Below are 15,413 nucleotides of genomic sequence, written 5' to 3'. Positions count from 1 at the left end.
CCACCTTTATTTCAATAGGAAATTTTTATTTTTCTTTTATGACATGCCAATTACTAAGTTTCAAGAAGTATGGATAAATAATCACAATAATTATTGAATTTAAAATCAGGGAAATTGTAGCAATGCTTTTTATCTGGCCTATATATAAAGCACCTGCCCCCCTTAAATATTGGATTAAATAAAATAATCCTTGGAAAAATAGTGTGCCCATGATCGTAAAGATAAAGGGAATAATTTTGTTTTCTTTAAAAACCCGCTCATTAAAAATCCCCATAATATATCCGATAATCATATAAGGAAGGGCATATAGACCCACTACTGTGCCAAAAAGAATATCTGAAAATAGCCCTCCTATTAAACCAAGGAATATTCCCTCTTTTTTTCCATAGATCAAACCAAAGGATATGATTGTGATTAGTACTAGGTTAGGAAATCCACCTCCTATTTTAATAAAAGGAAAAACAGTTGATTCTATAATTATTTCAATAACCAACAATAGACTTAAAATCAATAATCTCACGCTAACTACTCCTTGACTATTTTTTCTTTAATACCAGTACCTCATTAAGTTTTTTGAATTCAACAGCCGGTTTCATCATTACACTTTTTTCTAATAGTCCTTTTTCTTTTGTAACACTTTCTACTTCTCCAATCATTATGCCCTCGGGAAATATTCCCCCCATACCAGAAGTTACAATTAAATCACCAGGCATTAGTTTAACATCAGGAGTTATATTGCCTTCCAATACAGTATCTACATTACCTTTTATCCGAATGTAATCTCCCGTTCTCGAAGCTATCCCATTCACCATACTACTGGCATCTGAAATAGAAAGAACCTTTGCTGTATCTTTGGATACTTCTACGATCTTCCCCACCAATCCTTCGCTAACTACTACAGGCATATTTCTTTTCAGTCCATCGTCTGACCCCTTATCTATAGTAAAGACGTTAAACCATACTTCAGGATCAACCGCTACAATATCCGCTACAATATAGTCATATTGTGGATTGGCTTTTTGGTAATCGAGCAACTTAGATAATCTTGTGTTTTCATTTTGTATATCCTCTAGGCTTGCCTGTTTCTGTTTTAGCTCACTTATTTCTTTTTGCAATTCCTTATTGGTCTCCTTCAAGGTTCCTATTTCAAAAATAGAAGTAAAGAAGTTATGCACGTAACGCGATCCAGAGTATAGGACTTTTTGTACAGGAGCAATAGACTTACTAATAAGTCCCTCCACATAAGTCACTTGGTTTCTTCCCCCTGAAGTAAACCCAATGAAAATAAGAAGAATGATAGTAGCTAAAGCTACTATCATACCAAATTTGTATTTTTTAATCCAGTTCAAGTTTTCACCCCATCTATCTAACCGATTCTTTTAGAAGCGGCAATCACCTTATTAAACATCTCCACATCATCAAGTACCATACCTGTTCCTTTTACCACACAATCCAAAGGATCTTCCGCTATATCCACAGGCATGCCTGTCTCAGCTCTAATTAGCTCGTCTAGTCCATTTAGTAATGCGCCTCCACCAGTTAGCATAATTCCTTTATCCATAATGTCCGCAGCTAATTCCGGCGGAGTTTTTTCTAGGCTGTATTTTACTGCCTCAACAATGCCATTAACTGGTTCTTTTAATGCACTTAATATTTCCTCAGAATTTATCTCTAAGGTCTTTGGAAGTCCTGACACTAAATCTCTACCTTTAATATCCATATATTTCTTTTCTGTAGAGGGGAAAGCTGAACCTATATTTATCTTGATTTCTTCAGCAGTTCTTTCTCCTATCATTAAGTTATACTCTTTTTTAATATACTGGATAATCGCATCGTCTAGTTCATTACCACCTACACGAATTGACTTACTTGTAACAATTCCACCTAGAGATAGGATAGCCACTTCACTAGTACCTCCACCAATATCAACTACCATACTCCCAGTAGGCTCTCCTACAGGTAATCCTGCACCAATAGCAGCCGCCATTGGTTCTTCAATGACGTAGGCTTCCTTAGCTCCCGCCTGTTCTGCTGCCTCAGTTACTGCCCTCTTTTCAACTTCAGTGACTCCTGATGGCACACAAACGAGTACCCTTGGTTTAACCATTTTGTTTTTATTATAGGCTTTTTTAATAAAATATTTTAACATATTTTGGGTAATATCAAAGTCTGCGATTACCCCATCCTTCATGGGCCGGATGGCCACTATATTTCCCGGGGTCCTTCCAATCATTTTTTTCGCTTCTTCCCCTACTGCCATGACCGCTTTTATATTTTTATTTATGGCAACTACAGAAGGCTCCCTTACCATAATACCTTTACCTCTGACATATACCAATGTATTTGCCGTTCCCAGATCAATGCCTACATCCTTTGAAAAAAAACCAAACTTGCTCATTCTTGCTCCTCCTCTATTTTGTCAAAAATACAATTTATCTTTTTAGGTTTATTGATTAGTGTATGTAACCGATAATTATTATATCATTCCTTTTTCATTAAAGCTTAAATACTTTCCATCTCCTATAATGATATGATCTAGAACTTTTATTCCAATAATATTACCTGCTTCAATAAGCCTTTTAGTGATGGACTTATCTTCTACACTGGGGTATGGGTCCCCACTGGGATGATTGTGCACAAGTATGATGGAAGTACAGCTCTTTTTTATGGCATTTTTAAAAACTTCTCTTGGGTGTACCAAGGAAGCGTTTACCGTTCCTATGGTCACGGTGTCAATGCTAATCACAAAATTTTTAGTATTTAGAAGAACCACCTTAAAATGTTCTTGTGATAGGTAACGCATTTCTTCCATGAGGTAATCTACGACATCCAAAGGGCTTTTAATGTTTCTATTGATAGGGTCTTCCCTAGATAATCTCCGCCCCAATTCTATAGCTGCCTTTAATTGAGCTGACTTTGCTATGCCAATGCCCTTTATTTTTCTTAATTCTTCAATAGGAGCATCGATAAAGTGTCTTAGTCCAATTTTATTGTGATTTAAAATCTGATGGGCAAGAGATATTGCTGTCATATTTTTACCGCCAGTACGCAATAGAATAGCCAATAGTTCTGCATCCGATAGGTTTTTTTCCCCATACTTGATTAATTTTTCCCTAGGTCTTTCCTCTTCAGGAAATTCCTTTATGGTATAGTGCTCTTGACTACATTCTTTCATTTCCCTACCATCTCCCATTGATTTTTACTGGGAAAAGACTTCTTAAATACTCTTAAGATTCTTCTTGAATGAATGAAGCTAAGATATTTACTCCAAAGGTTTTCAATAAATTATTTAATAGCCCAAGGGGCAAACCAACTACATTAAAATAATCCCCTTTAATTTCCTCAACGAATAGAGCTCCTAATCCTTGTATAGCATATGATCCAGCCTTATCCCAACATTCTCCTGAAGCAATATAATTATTAATCTCTTCTACTCCATATTCCCTCATTTTTACATAAGTCACTTGATGGGCAGTACATTGCCTTTGGGTTTTGGTATCTATTATAGAAATACCGCTAATTACCTGATGAGTTTTACCTGCCAGGCTTTGTAGCATATTTCTAGCCTCCTGTTGGCTACTGGGTTTTCCCAGTATTTTATCTAGTACTACCACGGTATCCGCACCAATGACCAAAGCTTCCTCTGTAATCTCTTTAGCTACATCTATTGCTTTTTCCAAAGCGAGCATTTCTATTTTTTCTGTTATGGTTTCTTTGGGATCTATGGTCTCTTTCATATAACTGGGAATAACTTCAAAGCTAACTCCTATTTGTTTTAATAATTCCCTTCTTCTAGGGGACTGAGATGCCAATATTATTTTTTTCATCATACCACCTATTTTTTGTAAAAGATATATAGTCCCAAGACAATTCCCAAAATACTGCCTAAATTTACATGAAGCATTAAACCAAAGGATAGTTTAATTGCATCTAAATCAAGGATATTCCAAGGGTTTCCCTGGGGATTTAAAATGCTTATTGGATAGTTATATCCAAAGATACCTATATACTCTTTTAGAAAATTTCCAACAAATGTCCCGATCAGCATGGTGGCTATCATGGTCACGATGAAAATCCCTGGACTTTTTTTTAGTTTCATTAGTCTCCCCCTATCCTAATTTTAACTATCCTCAATTATTATACCAATGTTTGATTGTAGAACCAAAGAATTTCGCAGATTTTTTTTTCCAAATTTAGTAGGTTGTACTATCTATTTCTTCCTTATCTACCTTTGGGCTCTCTATTCTAATTATTGCTTTATTCGGTAGGCAAACCGATGTTTCTCCTGGTCCACTAAGCCACCCAATCTCGATACAGTCTTTATCGGGGCAAGTTGCATCTATAAAAGCAATGCGTCCTTTTTCTACCCTTACTATATTATAGTCTTCACCATTCTCCAATTTTATCTCATAAGGTTTTTCAACGGTTAATAAATTTATCCTATCTATTTCCTTTCCCTCTAACTCAATAATACCATATAATGTCTCTGCTTGGCTTTTATAATAAGTAATGGCCCCTATAGATCCAAGACTTATAATAATAATGAATGTTATTAAAATTTTATCCCATTTTGTCATTTCAAACACCTCTAAGTTAATTCATTATTCAGCTTCTAATTGCATGCTTTCAACATCTATTCTATCTTTTATTCCCTCTGTCATCATCACTTTTAAATCCCTTGTAATAATAACAGCCTCTACTCCTTCTAATTCATCTATCATTTTCATCCCTTTATTACTTCCTAATACAAAGAGGCTGGTAGATAAACCATCCGCATCCATAGAGTTTTGAGTAATAATTGTGGCTCCAATAATATCACTTTTTGAAGGTTGACCCTCTTTAGCATTAAAGATATGGTGATATCTTATGTCATCCTTTATAAAATATCTTTCATAGTCCCCAGAAGTTACCACTGTCTCCCCATCATTTAAACGAATGGTTGCAAAATAATTTCCTCTTGCTTTTCTAGGATGTCTTAAACCCACTGTCCAAGCACGACCCTTTTGGGGGTTTTCTCCAATGACTTTAATATTTCCTCCTACACTAACCAATGCATTTTTTATGCCCATATCCTTAAAGACATCGATCACCCTATCAGCCGCATAGCCTTTAGCAATTCCTCCTAAATCTATTTTCATATCCTTTTCTTCCAATAGGACACTCGTATTCTTTTCATCTAATTGGATATGTCGATAATTCACTAAGGGTAATAAAGCTTCTATTTCATCCTGAGAAGGAACCCTTGCATCATCCTGACCGATATCCCATAATTGAGAAATGGGGGCAATGGTAATATCAAAATTTCCTTCAGTTAGTTTTGAAAAATATACTCCTCTTTTTACAACACTAAAAGTTTCTGGGCTTACGGAAACTGCTGTTTTACCTGCTTGTGCATTTATTTTATTTACCTCACTATCTTTTATGTTCAAGCTCATTTCTTGCTCAATTTCATTCATTACTTCTTTTCCCTTTTTGATCGCCTCTTTGGCATTATCTCCATATACAGTAAATTCAATCAGGGTACCCATCCCACTATGGGTGCCTTTTACGGGCTCTGCTGAATGGGTATTATCTTTGTTATTTGCATTACTACAAGATGTTAGGGTAAAAATCATTGCTATAAGTACAATAATAATAAATTTTTCTTTCATTATTCAGCCTCCTACTCAATCTTCTATAAGTTTAACATTCAAATATATTGAAAACAATACTTTCTTCTTTGGACAAAAAAAATAGAAGAAGTTTCCTTCTTCTATTTCATATCAATCGCGTCCTTAGGACACTTTTCTTCACATATACCGCAGCCGACGCATTTATCCTCTAGAATATTATGAGTTTGCTTAACTGCACCTTCTATGGCATCCACTGGGCAATTTTTCTTACAGATGGTGCATTTTATACATTTATCCTGATTGATATAGGCTTTTTTACGATTAGCAAAATTTGCATATATGGCCTTTGTTGGACATTTCTCTGCGCAAATCATACAATTTGTACATTTTTCATAGTTGATATAGGCTAAATTGTCTTTAAATTCCATAGCATCAAAGGGACATGCCTTTACACAAATCTGGCACCCAATGCAGCCTACGCTACAATTATTTTTTACTTCTTTACCCTTATCTATAGAATTACACAGTACCCTTACTTCTTTAGATTCTGGTACTAATTTAATTACAACCTTAGGACAGGCATCTATACATTTTCCACAAGCTGTACATTTTTCTGCATCCACTTCTGCAATGCCTTCGTCATTTACATGAATGGCATCAAAGGGACATACCCTCTCACAGGTGCCAAGTCCTAAACAACCGTAAGAACATTGTTTGCTTCCTCCCGATACTGCCGCCGCTGCTCTACAGTCTTGAATTCCTTCATATTTATATTTTTCCTTTGCATTATTACAAGTTCCATTACATATTACTCTTGCAATCATTCTTTCTGAAGTGGAAGCAGCTACTCCCATGATGGATCCCACATTTGCTGCACAAGCAGAACCACCTACAGGACATCCGTCTGTGGGTGCCTCTCCTGCTACAACTGCTGCAGCAAAAGCATCACAACCAGGATATCCACATCCACCACAATTGGCACCTGGTAATACATCTCTTACTTGGGGGACTCTTGGGTCAGTTTCAATAGCAAATATCTTGGAAGCATATCCTAAACCGCTTGCAAACAGAAGACCCATCCCACCTAAACTCACTACTGGCCAAAGGATTTGTTCTATCATATGCTGGTCACCTCTCTCTTATAATAGTCCCTGAAAACCTAAAAATGCAATTGACATAAGCCCTGCTGTAATCAGAGCTACCGGAAAACCTTTTAGTGCTTCAGGTACTGATGCCAATTCTAAACGTTCACGAATACCTGCAAATAGTACAATAGCCAATGTAAAACCTAGAGCAGCACCTGTCCCATGAATGATGGTTTCAATTAAGTTGTACTCATATTGTATATTTAAGATAGTAACCCCTAAAACAGCACAGTTTGTCGTAATCAATGGAAGATAAACTCCCAATGCCTGGTATAGAGTTGGACTTGTTTTTTGAATAATCATTTCTACAAGTTGTACTAGCGAAGCAATAACTAAAATAAAGGCAATGGTCTGTAAATATTCAATACCAAGATTTACTAGTATTAACTCTTGAATCACCCAAGTTACTGCTGATGCCAGTGCCATAACAAAAGTAACGGCCATACCCATTCCCACTGCAGTTTCTACCTGTTTTGAAACCCCTAGGAAAGGACATATGCCTAAAAAACGTGCGAGTACGAAGTTGTTGACTAAAATTGCACTGAGTAAAATAATAAATAACTTTGCAAACAAGTTTATTCTCTCCTTTCCTACTGAGCTTTTTGGGACATCTTATTCATTAGCCCCAATAATAATCCCAATGTTAAAAATGCTCCCGGTGGTAGAATCATAATAATCGCTGGTTCAAAGGCAGCTCCCATTACTGGGAATCCAAAAATGCTTCCTGCACCTAATAGTTCTCTAATGGCTCCTAATAAGGTTAGAGAAATAGTAAAACCAAGGCCCATTCCTAATCCATCCGCTAAAGAGTCTTTGATTCCATTTTTAGAGGCAAAGGATTCTGCCCTGGCTAAAATAATACAGTTAACAACGATTAAGGGAATAAATAATCCTAAAGACTTATCTAAAGCAGGAACATATGCCTTCATGAGCATCCCTATCATTGTGACAAAGGAAGCAATAATAACAACATAGGCTGGAATACGAACCTTTGAAGGAATTACATTTTTTAATAGAGATATAACTACATTGGATCCTATTAATACCGCTGCTGTAGCTAAGCCCATGCCTACGCCATTAATTGCTGCTGTTGTGACCGCAAGTGTAGGACACATTCCCAATAATAATCTAAAAGTCGGATTTTCCGTTACAATACCATTCATAAGATTTTTACTGAAATTCAAAACTTTCACCTCCTAAATAGTTAACGCTCTCACTTTAAATATTGATGGTATAAATCAATAGAAGTATTTACACCAGTAGTCACTGCACTAGAAGTTATTGTTGCACCTGTTATGGCTTCAATTTCATTATCCTTGCTAGGTGCAGTTTTTACTACTGCTAATGGTTGATCAATGGATTTATCTATATATTTGTTTTGAAATTCTGGATTTGTGGCATTGGCTCCTAGTCCAGGAGTTTCTTGATGACTTACTACCTTAATACCTGTCACCTTGCCTTCTACAGAAATACCTGTAATCAACACAACTTCTCCGCCGTAACCTGCGGGTGTGGACTTGAGAGTATATCCCACAATCTCCTCCCCTTTTTTCCCTACATATACTTCAGTAATAGAGCTAAAGTCTGGTGTCTTTAAAGCATTATCTACTTCAGAGTCTGTTACTTCTTCAAAGGTGTCTGCTATAGGTAAGGCTTCCTGTCTAGCTTCTAAGTTTTCTTGTTCTACTTGTGCTTCTATTTTCTCTGCTGTGGCTATATTGGTAAAACCTAATATGACCGCAGCAAGGGCTGTAATGACAAATAAAACTCCTGCTAATTTAGCAATCTCACGCATTAGCCTTCACCTCCCCATAGATTTTAGGCATTGTATATTTATCAATAAGTGGAGCTGCTACGTTCATTAATAAAATAGAATAGGAAACCCCTTCCGGATAGCCACCCCATAATCTTATCGCACTGGTAATTATTCCGCAGCCTAATGCATAAATTATCTGACCCCTTGGGGTAACAGGTGAAGATGAGTAATCGGTTGCCATGTAAAAAGCACCTAACATTAATCCTCCTGCAAATAAATGGTACAATACATTTCCAGTAAATAGTCCATCTTGTCCAAAGATAAAGGTCAATACCGCCACTGTACCTATATAAATTGTGGGGATTCTCCAAGTAATAACCTTGCGATATAAAAGATAGGCTCCTCCAATAATTAGGGCTAAAGCAGAAGTTTCTCCAATAGTTCCTGCCACATTTCCCATAAACAAACTAGCTATACTGGGTAGCTCTCCTACTACCCCTTCAGCACCCTTTAAAAGTTCTAAGGGTGTAGCTGTAGCTACTGCATCTGCTCCTCCTGGCCATGTAAAAGCTGCTGCTGTCATTCTCGTTGGCCAAGAAGCAAGCAAAAAGGCTCTTGCTGCTAAGGCTGGATTCATAAAATTTTGTCCGATGCCACCAAAGGCATGTTTTACAATAGCAATAGCAAACACAGACCCAATCAAGGCAATCCACCATGGTGCGCCTGCAGGCAAGTTGAAAGCAAGCAAAACTCCAGTCACCACAGCACTCCAATCATTGATGGTTATAGGTTTTTTCATAAGTTTTTGTATTAAAGCCTCTGTACCTACTGCTACTAGTACTGCAACAAGGGTTAAAGTAAGAGCTTTCATTCCAAAAAAGTATATGGAGCATATAAATGCTGGTAATAAAGCAATAACAACATCTCTCATAATTATACTAACATCTTCTTTAGACCGCACATGGGGGGAAGAAGATGCCGTTAAAAACATGTCACTCATTTCACAACCTCCTATCATTTAGCCTTTCTTTTTTTTGCAAGTATTTCTCTTTTTGCCACTCGAATGGAAGGAACTAAAGGCCTTCTGGAAGGGCAGATAAAAGAGCAGGAACCACATTCGATACAATCTAGTGCATGGTACTCTTCAGCCTTATCAAAGGCATCATTTAATGAATATGCTGAAATGTATAAAGGCAATAAATTTATAGGACATACGTTCACACATTTCCCACATCGAATACATGGTGTTGGATCTGGTACGTTAGCCTCCTCCTCATCTAGGGCCAAGATACCCGAGGTTCCTTTTAGTACAGGAACTTCAATGGAAAACTGGGCCATTCCCATCATAGGCCCACCCATAATTAATTTTCCAGGATTTTTTGCAAATCCACCACATTGATCAATAATTTCTTTAAAGGGAGTTCCCAATCTAACCAAAAGATTTTGTGGTTCCTTTATGACACTGCCTGTAACAGTAACTACTCTTTCCACCAATGGCATACCTATTTTTATAGCATCTGCAATGGCTACCGCCGTTCCAACGTTTTGTACTACGGCTCCAGCATCCATGGGTAATCCCCCGGAAGGAACTTCCCGTCCAGTTACTGCATAAATTAACTGCTTCTCCGCGCCTTGGGGATATTTTGTATGCAGAGAATAAATTTCAATATTAGCATCATTGCCTACAGCTTTTTTTACGGCTTCTATAGCATCAAGCTTATTGTCTTCAATTCCAATATACCCTTTTTGAACATCTAAAGCCTTTAAAAGAGCTTTCAATCCATAAACTACATCTTCTGCCCTTTCCACCATTATGCGGTGGTCAGCTGTTAGATAGGGCTCACATTCTGCTCCATTTAATATCACAGCATCAATCTTTTTTTCTGGAGGAGGAGAGAGTTTTACCTTTGTGGGGAAGGTGGCACCACCTAAACCTACTACCCCTGCTTCTCCAACGATGTCACGTATCTTTTCAGGAGAAAGGCTTTCTAAATTCCCTTGAGGTTTAATATCCTCATGAAGAGTATCTAAGCCATCCGACTCTATGACTACTGATAATACCTTTCTTCCATCAGGATGTAATCTTGGCTCCACAGCTACAACTTTTCCAGAAACACTGGCATGAATGGGTGCAGATACAAAGCCCTTTGGTTCACCAATTTTTTGACCTAATTTTACAACATCACCTTTTTTTACTATAGGCTCACAGGGTGCACCGATATGCTGTTGCATAGGGAGAATTACCTGGGAAGGTGGGTTGGATTGGATCAATTTCTTATGACTAGTAAATTCTTTAAAATAAGAAGGATGAATCCCCCCATGAAAAGTAGCTTGTTTTATTTCCATTTCTCTATCACCTCATTTTTATATTTTTGTAATCATTTCACAAGGAAGCGGCTAACTCTACACTCGTGAAATAGAAAAGTTTTTCTTGCTTGCAAAGACGTAAACTTTTCTATTTCATAATTTATAAAATTTAAACCACAACTCTGTATATTCGACATATTGTATACAAAATCCTTTTGTTTTAAAAAATAATTAACAAAAAACTAGATTTTTGTATAAATATGTCATCTGTGGACATAGTAATACTAGGTTTTTATGCCCATTCTTCATTCATCCCATGAAAATGCACCAACGATCAAGTGGATCTATTGGCGCTCAGCTTTATTATATAAAACTTTATTTTAAATTTCTATAGTATTTTTTGAAAAAATTATTTTTGTTTTTTATAATGTCCTGACTTTCCTCCCCTTTTCTCCAGTAGATATATTTGATGAATATACATTTCTTTATCCACCGCCTTACACATGTCGTATATGGTTAGAGCTGCTGTAGTCACTGCCATTAGGGCTTCCATCTCAACACCAGTCTTTCCTGTACTTTTCACTCTTGCTTCCATATAAATTTCCCCTGTTTCTTCTTTTAATTCAAAATGTATATCGCTGCCGGTAATAAAAATATTATGACACATGGGGATCAATTCACTAGTTTTTTTGCTTCCCATTATGCCAGCTACTTGAGCTACTGAAAGTACATCTCCTTTTTTCATCTTACCTTCTTTGATTTTAGCTAAGGTAGATGGTTGCATAAATATTGAGCCACAGGCAATGGCTTCACGATTTGTATCTATTTTTTCACTAACATCTACCATTTTAGCTCTGCCCTCTTCATTGATATGGGTAAATTCTGCCATCTCATTTCCTCCTATATATAAATTAATCTGTTGTGCTGGTTGATATCTATTATATTAATACAACAAAGGGATATTTATCAAATGTTTTTAAATCCAATAACAAAAGGGATGGTTTTGCACCATCCCCTAAGGTTTTATTTTTTTATTTTTTCTCTTTTATAGTATTCTGTATGAAGTAATTCGTGGGATAAATGGCTATTGGGTTCTCCTAAAAATTCTTTATATAATCTCTGAATGGATGGGTTTAAATGGGACTTTCTCAATGGCAATAGGACGTCTTCCTCATATAAAGCTTTAGCCCTTTCTACCCTCGGATCAATATCCATTTTTGTTTTTGCATCTATGATGGGTTGGCCTCCACCACATACGCAACCCCCTGGGCATGCCATTAACTCAATAAAGTGATAATCGGCTTCGCCACTTCTTACCTTATCCATTATAGCTTTTAAGTTTTTCCCTCCACTGGCTATAGCCACTTTTAACTTTAGATCATCCGTAATTTGAACCTCTGCTTCTTTTATTCCCTCTACACCTCTTACTTCTTTGTATTCAAGTTTTTCTACATCTTTTCCCTTTAATACATCAGCCACTGTTCTCAGGGCTGCTTCCATAACGCCACCGGTAGCACCAAAGATAACTCCCGCCCCCGTATAATCGCCAAAGAAATGGTCAAAATCTTCATCAGGTAGATTATTAAAGGTAATTCCTGCCTCTTTAATCATTCTGGCTAATTCTCTAGTGGTTAAGGAGATATCTACATCCCTTAACCCCTCATGTTCATGCTCCGGTCTTTGAGCTTCAAACTTTTTAGATGTACAGGGCATGATAGACACCACTGTAATATCCTCAGGATTTATGCTGTTTTGTTCAGCATAGTAGGTCTTTAAAACCGCCCCTAGCATATGGGCTGGGGATTTACAGCTGGATAGATGTTCTAATAAATCTGGATAATTATGCTCACAATATTTCACCCATCCTGGACTACAGGAGGTAATCATAGGTAGTTTCCCATCATTTTGTAGCCGATTTAATAATTCAGTACCTTCCTCCATAATGGTTAAATCAGCACCAAAATCTGTGTCAAACACCTTATCAAAACCTAATCTTTTTAAAGCTGCCACCATTTTTCCTGTAACTCTAGAACCCATAGGCAAACCAAATTCCTCTCCTAGGGCAGCTCTAACTGCAGGCGCAGTTTGCACTAAAACATGCTTTTTAGGATCTCCTATAACATCCCATACCTTGTCAATTTCATCCTTTTCCTTTAATGCTCCTACAGGGCAATTGACAATACATTGGCCACAATAAATACAGGCTACATCATTGATGGATTTATCAAATACAGGTTCTATCTTAGTATCAAACCCTCTATTGGCAGCACCCAAAACGCCTACTCCTTGGACATCATGGCAAACTGAAATACATCTTTTACATAAAATACATTTGCTTTGATCCCTTACCATAGATGGAGATAGGGTATCCAATGGGAATACATCGTTCTGCCCTTGGAAGGAAACTTCCTTAACATTTAAATCCTTACTTAATCTTTGCAATTCGCAATTTTCACTACGAACACAGGTTAAACACTCTCTATTATGATTGGATAAAATAAGTTCTAAATTTACTTTTCTAGCTTTTCTTACTCGTGATGAAGTAGTTGATATCTCTAATCCTTCAGTTACAGGATATACACAAGAGGCTTGCAAGGTTCTAGCTCCCTTTACTTCTACAACGCACATTCTACAGGCACCAATTTCATTGATATCCTTAAGATAGCATAGGGTAGGAATATCAATATTGATTTTTCTTGCTGCTTCTAATACTGTTGTGCCTTCAGGTACAGTGACCCTTTGACCATCTATAGTAATTGTTATCTCCTTCATTTTCATCCCCCCAATTAAGCTTTTATTATGGCATCAAATGGGCAAGCTGCCATACAGGCCCCACATTTGATACATTCTGACTGATCAATGACATAAGGTGTCTTTGGTTTTCCAGAAATACAAGATACAGGACATTTCTTAGCACATATTCCACAGGCCTTACATTTGTCTTCCACAATTTCATAGGAAAGAAGGGCTTGGCAAGTTCCTGCTGGACATTTTTTATCTCTAATATGGGCTTCATATTCATCTCTAAAATATCTCAAGGTGGATAGTATAGGGTTAGGAGCTGTTTGCCCCAATCCACATAAGGCGCTATCTTTAATGCTTGCTGCTAACTCTTCTAATTTTTCTATATCCCCTTCTTCTCCTTTACCTTGAGTAATTCTTTCTAGTATTTCCAGCATTCTTTTGGTTCCTATTCTACAAGGTGGGCATTTACCACAGGACTCCTCTACAGTAAAGTCTAGGAAAAATCTTGCAACGTCCACCATACAATTGTCCTCATCCATGACGATAAGCCCGCCAGATCCCATCATTGAGCCTATTTCCATTAGAGAATCATAATCAATAGGGGTATCTAAATGTCCTACAGGTATACATCCTCCTGAAGGTCCCCCTGTTTGCGCTGCTTTAAATTTCTTTCCGTTGGGAATTCCTCCCCCAATCTCGAAAATAATTTCTCTAAGGGTAGTACCCATTGGAATCTCTAATAAACCAGTGTTATTGATTTTCCCCCCTAGAGCAAAGACTTTTGTTCCCTTAGATTTTTCTGTACCTATGGATTTAAACCACTCTGCACCCTTATTTATAATTTCTGGAATATTTGCATAGGTTTCCACATTATTCAATAGGGTAGGTTTTCCAAACAATCCTTTGTTAGCTGGGAAAGGAGGCCTTGGTCTTGGTTCTCCTCTTTTACCTTCTATAGAATTTAATAGGGCAGTTTCTTCTCCACATACAAAAGCTCCTGCTCCTAATCTTATATCTAAATCAAAACTAAAATCAGTTCCAAAAATATTCTGACCCAATAAACCGTATTCTCTAGCTTGGTTTATCGCTATGGCTAAACGCTTAACGGCAATAGGATACTCTGCTCTTACATATACATAGCCCTGATTAGATCCCACAGTATAACCAGCAATGGTCATAGCTTCTATTAAAGCATGAGGGTCTCCCTCTAAAAGACTTCTATCCATAAATGCTCCTGGATCTCCTTCGTCCGCATTACATACTACGTATTTTTCATCTCCTAGGGCATTTTTAGTAAATTTCCATTTTAGAGCAGTAGGGAATCCTGCTCCCCCTCTACCTCTTAGACCTGAATCCATAATTTCGTTGATTACTTCATCAGGTGTCATAGAAAGTAATACTTTTTCTAATGCCTTATATCCATCAAAAGCAAGATATTCGTCAATACATTCTGGATTAATCACTCCACAGTTTTTCAAAGCTATTCTCTTTTGCTTTTTGAAAAAATCCACTTCATTAAGGGATCTTACTTTATCATCGTCCATGGATTCATGGTATACCAATCGCTTTAATACCCTTCCCTTAACCAAGTGCTCTTCCACCAATTCAGGGATGTCTTTTTCTTCTACTCGACTATAAAAGGCCCCTTCGGGATATACAATAACTATAGGTCCTAATTCACACAATCCAAAACACCCTGTTAGGATTAAATCTATCTCTTCCTCTAATCCGTGCTTTATAAATTCTTTTTTAAAGATATCTACCAATTTGCCTGATCCCGAGGAATGGCATCCAGTACCACCGCATATTAATACTTGAGAACGATAAAAATTCATATTAAGCCTCCTC

The 15,413-nt window shown here is 37.1% G+C and carries 17 protein-coding genes; all 17 read right to left on the bottom strand.

Going from position 1 to position 15,413, the window contains the following annotated elements; translation table 11 throughout:
• Positions 1-25 precede the first annotated feature (25 nt).
• The 17 genes from mreD to nuoF all read right to left on the bottom strand — a co-directional run bounded on the left by mreD (position 26) and on the right by nuoF (position 15,400).
• On the bottom strand, positions 26-520 hold the full coding sequence (mreD, locus tag NSA47_RS13080; RefSeq protein WP_257532693.1) for a rod shape-determining protein MreD: 495 nt from the start codon (positions 518-520) through the stop codon (positions 26-28).
• Between the two features lie 16 nt (positions 521-536).
• Entirely contained in the window at positions 537-1,349 is an 813-nt protein-coding gene (mreC, locus tag NSA47_RS13075) for a rod shape-determining protein MreC (protein ID WP_257532692.1), read from the bottom strand.
• Positions 1,350-1,366: 17 nt separating this feature from the next.
• A complete protein-coding gene (locus tag NSA47_RS13070) occupies positions 1,367-2,398 on the bottom strand; it encodes a rod shape-determining protein (protein WP_257532690.1) in 1,032 nt (343 codons plus the stop codon).
• Positions 2,399-2,476: 78 nt separating this feature from the next.
• Complete coding sequence (radC, locus tag NSA47_RS13065; RefSeq protein ID WP_257532687.1) at positions 2,477-3,175, bottom strand: RadC family protein; 699 nt, start codon at positions 3,173-3,175, stop codon at positions 2,477-2,479.
• 52 nt (positions 3,176-3,227) lie between these two features.
• Positions 3,228-3,827: a Maf family protein gene (locus NSA47_RS13060; protein WP_257532686.1), complete on the bottom strand. Its 600-nt coding sequence runs from the start codon at positions 3,825-3,827 to the stop codon at positions 3,228-3,230.
• An 8-nt stretch (positions 3,828-3,835) separates the two neighbouring features.
• Entirely contained in the window at positions 3,836-4,099 is a 264-nt protein-coding gene (locus NSA47_RS13055) for a DUF4321 domain-containing protein (protein WP_257532684.1), read from the bottom strand.
• Between the two features lie 94 nt (positions 4,100-4,193).
• Complete coding sequence (locus tag NSA47_RS13050) at positions 4,194-4,577, bottom strand: NusG domain II-containing protein (protein WP_257532682.1); 384 nt, start codon at positions 4,575-4,577, stop codon at positions 4,194-4,196.
• 24 nt (positions 4,578-4,601) lie between these two features.
• On the bottom strand, positions 4,602-5,651 hold the full coding sequence (locus NSA47_RS13045; protein ID WP_257532681.1) for an FAD:protein FMN transferase: 1,050 nt from the start codon (positions 5,649-5,651) through the stop codon (positions 4,602-4,604).
• A 101-nt stretch (positions 5,652-5,752) separates the two neighbouring features.
• On the bottom strand, positions 5,753-6,733 hold the full coding sequence (locus tag NSA47_RS13040) for an RnfABCDGE type electron transport complex subunit B (RefSeq protein WP_257532679.1): 981 nt from the start codon (positions 6,731-6,733) through the stop codon (positions 5,753-5,755).
• A gap of 18 nt (positions 6,734-6,751) precedes the next feature.
• On the bottom strand, positions 6,752-7,336 hold the full coding sequence (rsxA, locus tag NSA47_RS13035; RefSeq protein WP_373370330.1) for an electron transport complex subunit RsxA: 585 nt from the start codon (positions 7,334-7,336) through the stop codon (positions 6,752-6,754).
• An 11-nt stretch (positions 7,337-7,347) separates the two neighbouring features.
• On the bottom strand, positions 7,348-7,941 hold the full coding sequence (gene rsxE / locus NSA47_RS13030; RefSeq protein WP_257532675.1) for an electron transport complex subunit RsxE: 594 nt from the start codon (positions 7,939-7,941) through the stop codon (positions 7,348-7,350).
• A gap of 29 nt (positions 7,942-7,970) precedes the next feature.
• Positions 7,971-8,552, bottom strand: a complete 582-nt coding sequence (locus NSA47_RS13025) for an RnfABCDGE type electron transport complex subunit G (RefSeq protein ID WP_257532673.1) — start codon at positions 8,550-8,552, stop codon at positions 7,971-7,973.
• Entirely contained in the window at positions 8,545-9,513 is a 969-nt protein-coding gene (locus tag NSA47_RS13020) for an RnfABCDGE type electron transport complex subunit D (RefSeq protein WP_257532671.1), read from the bottom strand. The genes NSA47_RS13025 and NSA47_RS13020 overlap by 8 nt, the downstream gene beginning before the upstream one ends.
• 14 nt (positions 9,514-9,527) lie before the next feature.
• Positions 9,528-10,853 carry an electron transport complex subunit RsxC gene (rsxC, locus tag NSA47_RS13015; RefSeq protein WP_257532748.1) on the bottom strand — a complete coding sequence of 442 codons (1,326 nt, stop codon included), beginning with the start codon at positions 10,851-10,853 and terminating at the stop codon, positions 9,528-9,530.
• A 376-nt stretch (positions 10,854-11,229) separates the two neighbouring features.
• Positions 11,230-11,709, bottom strand: coding sequence for a cyclic pyranopterin monophosphate synthase MoaC (gene moaC, locus NSA47_RS13010; RefSeq protein ID WP_257532669.1), 480 nt, complete (start codon positions 11,707-11,709; stop codon positions 11,230-11,232).
• Positions 11,710-11,843: 134 nt separating this feature from the next.
• On the bottom strand, positions 11,844-13,592 hold the full coding sequence (locus NSA47_RS13005; RefSeq protein WP_257532667.1) for an NADH-dependent [FeFe] hydrogenase, group A6: 1,749 nt from the start codon (positions 13,590-13,592) through the stop codon (positions 11,844-11,846).
• A gap of 14 nt (positions 13,593-13,606) precedes the next feature.
• Positions 13,607-15,400, bottom strand: a complete 1,794-nt coding sequence (gene nuoF / locus NSA47_RS13000) for an NADH-quinone oxidoreductase subunit NuoF (protein ID WP_257532664.1) — start codon at positions 15,398-15,400, stop codon at positions 13,607-13,609.
• Positions 15,401-15,413: the final 13 nt, after the last annotated feature.

Origin of the sequence: Irregularibacter muris (assembly GCF_024622505.1) — a bacterium.
Classification (GTDB): domain Bacteria; phylum Bacillota; class Clostridia; order Eubacteriales; family Garciellaceae; genus Irregularibacter; species Irregularibacter muris.
This window is presented reverse-complemented; position numbering and strand designations above follow the sequence as displayed.

Coding starts and splice junctions, on each gene's coding strand:
- NSA47_RS13045 (WP_257532681.1), bottom strand. CDS start 5,651: ATGAAAGAAAAATTTATTATTATTGTACTTATAGCAATGATTTTTACC.
- NSA47_RS13060 (WP_257532686.1), bottom strand. CDS start 3,827: ATGAAAAAAATAATATTGGCATCTCAGTCCCCTAGAAGAAGGGAATTA.
- moaC (WP_257532669.1), bottom strand. CDS start 11,709: ATGGCAGAATTTACCCATATCAATGAAGAGGGCAGAGCTAAAATGGTA.
- NSA47_RS13050 (WP_257532682.1), bottom strand. CDS start 4,577: ATGACAAAATGGGATAAAATTTTAATAACATTCATTATTATTATAAGT.
- NSA47_RS13025 (WP_257532673.1), bottom strand. CDS start 8,552: ATGCGTGAGATTGCTAAATTAGCAGGAGTTTTATTTGTCATTACAGCC.
- radC (WP_257532687.1), bottom strand. CDS start 3,175: ATGAAAGAATGTAGTCAAGAGCACTATACCATAAAGGAATTTCCTGAA.
- NSA47_RS13055 (WP_257532684.1), bottom strand. CDS start 4,099: ATGAAACTAAAAAAAAGTCCAGGGATTTTCATCGTGACCATGATAGCC.
- NSA47_RS13005 (WP_257532667.1), bottom strand. CDS start 13,592: ATGAAGGAGATAACAATTACTATAGATGGTCAAAGGGTCACTGTACCT.
- nuoF (WP_257532664.1), bottom strand. CDS start 15,400: ATGAATTTTTATCGTTCTCAAGTATTAATATGCGGTGGTACTGGATGC.
- NSA47_RS13040 (WP_257532679.1), bottom strand. CDS start 6,733: ATGATAGAACAAATCCTTTGGCCAGTAGTGAGTTTAGGTGGGATGGGT.
- NSA47_RS13020 (WP_257532671.1), bottom strand. CDS start 9,513: ATGAGTGACATGTTTTTAACGGCATCTTCTTCCCCCCATGTGCGGTCT.
- NSA47_RS13070 (WP_257532690.1), bottom strand. CDS start 2,398: ATGAGCAAGTTTGGTTTTTTTTCAAAGGATGTAGGCATTGATCTGGGA.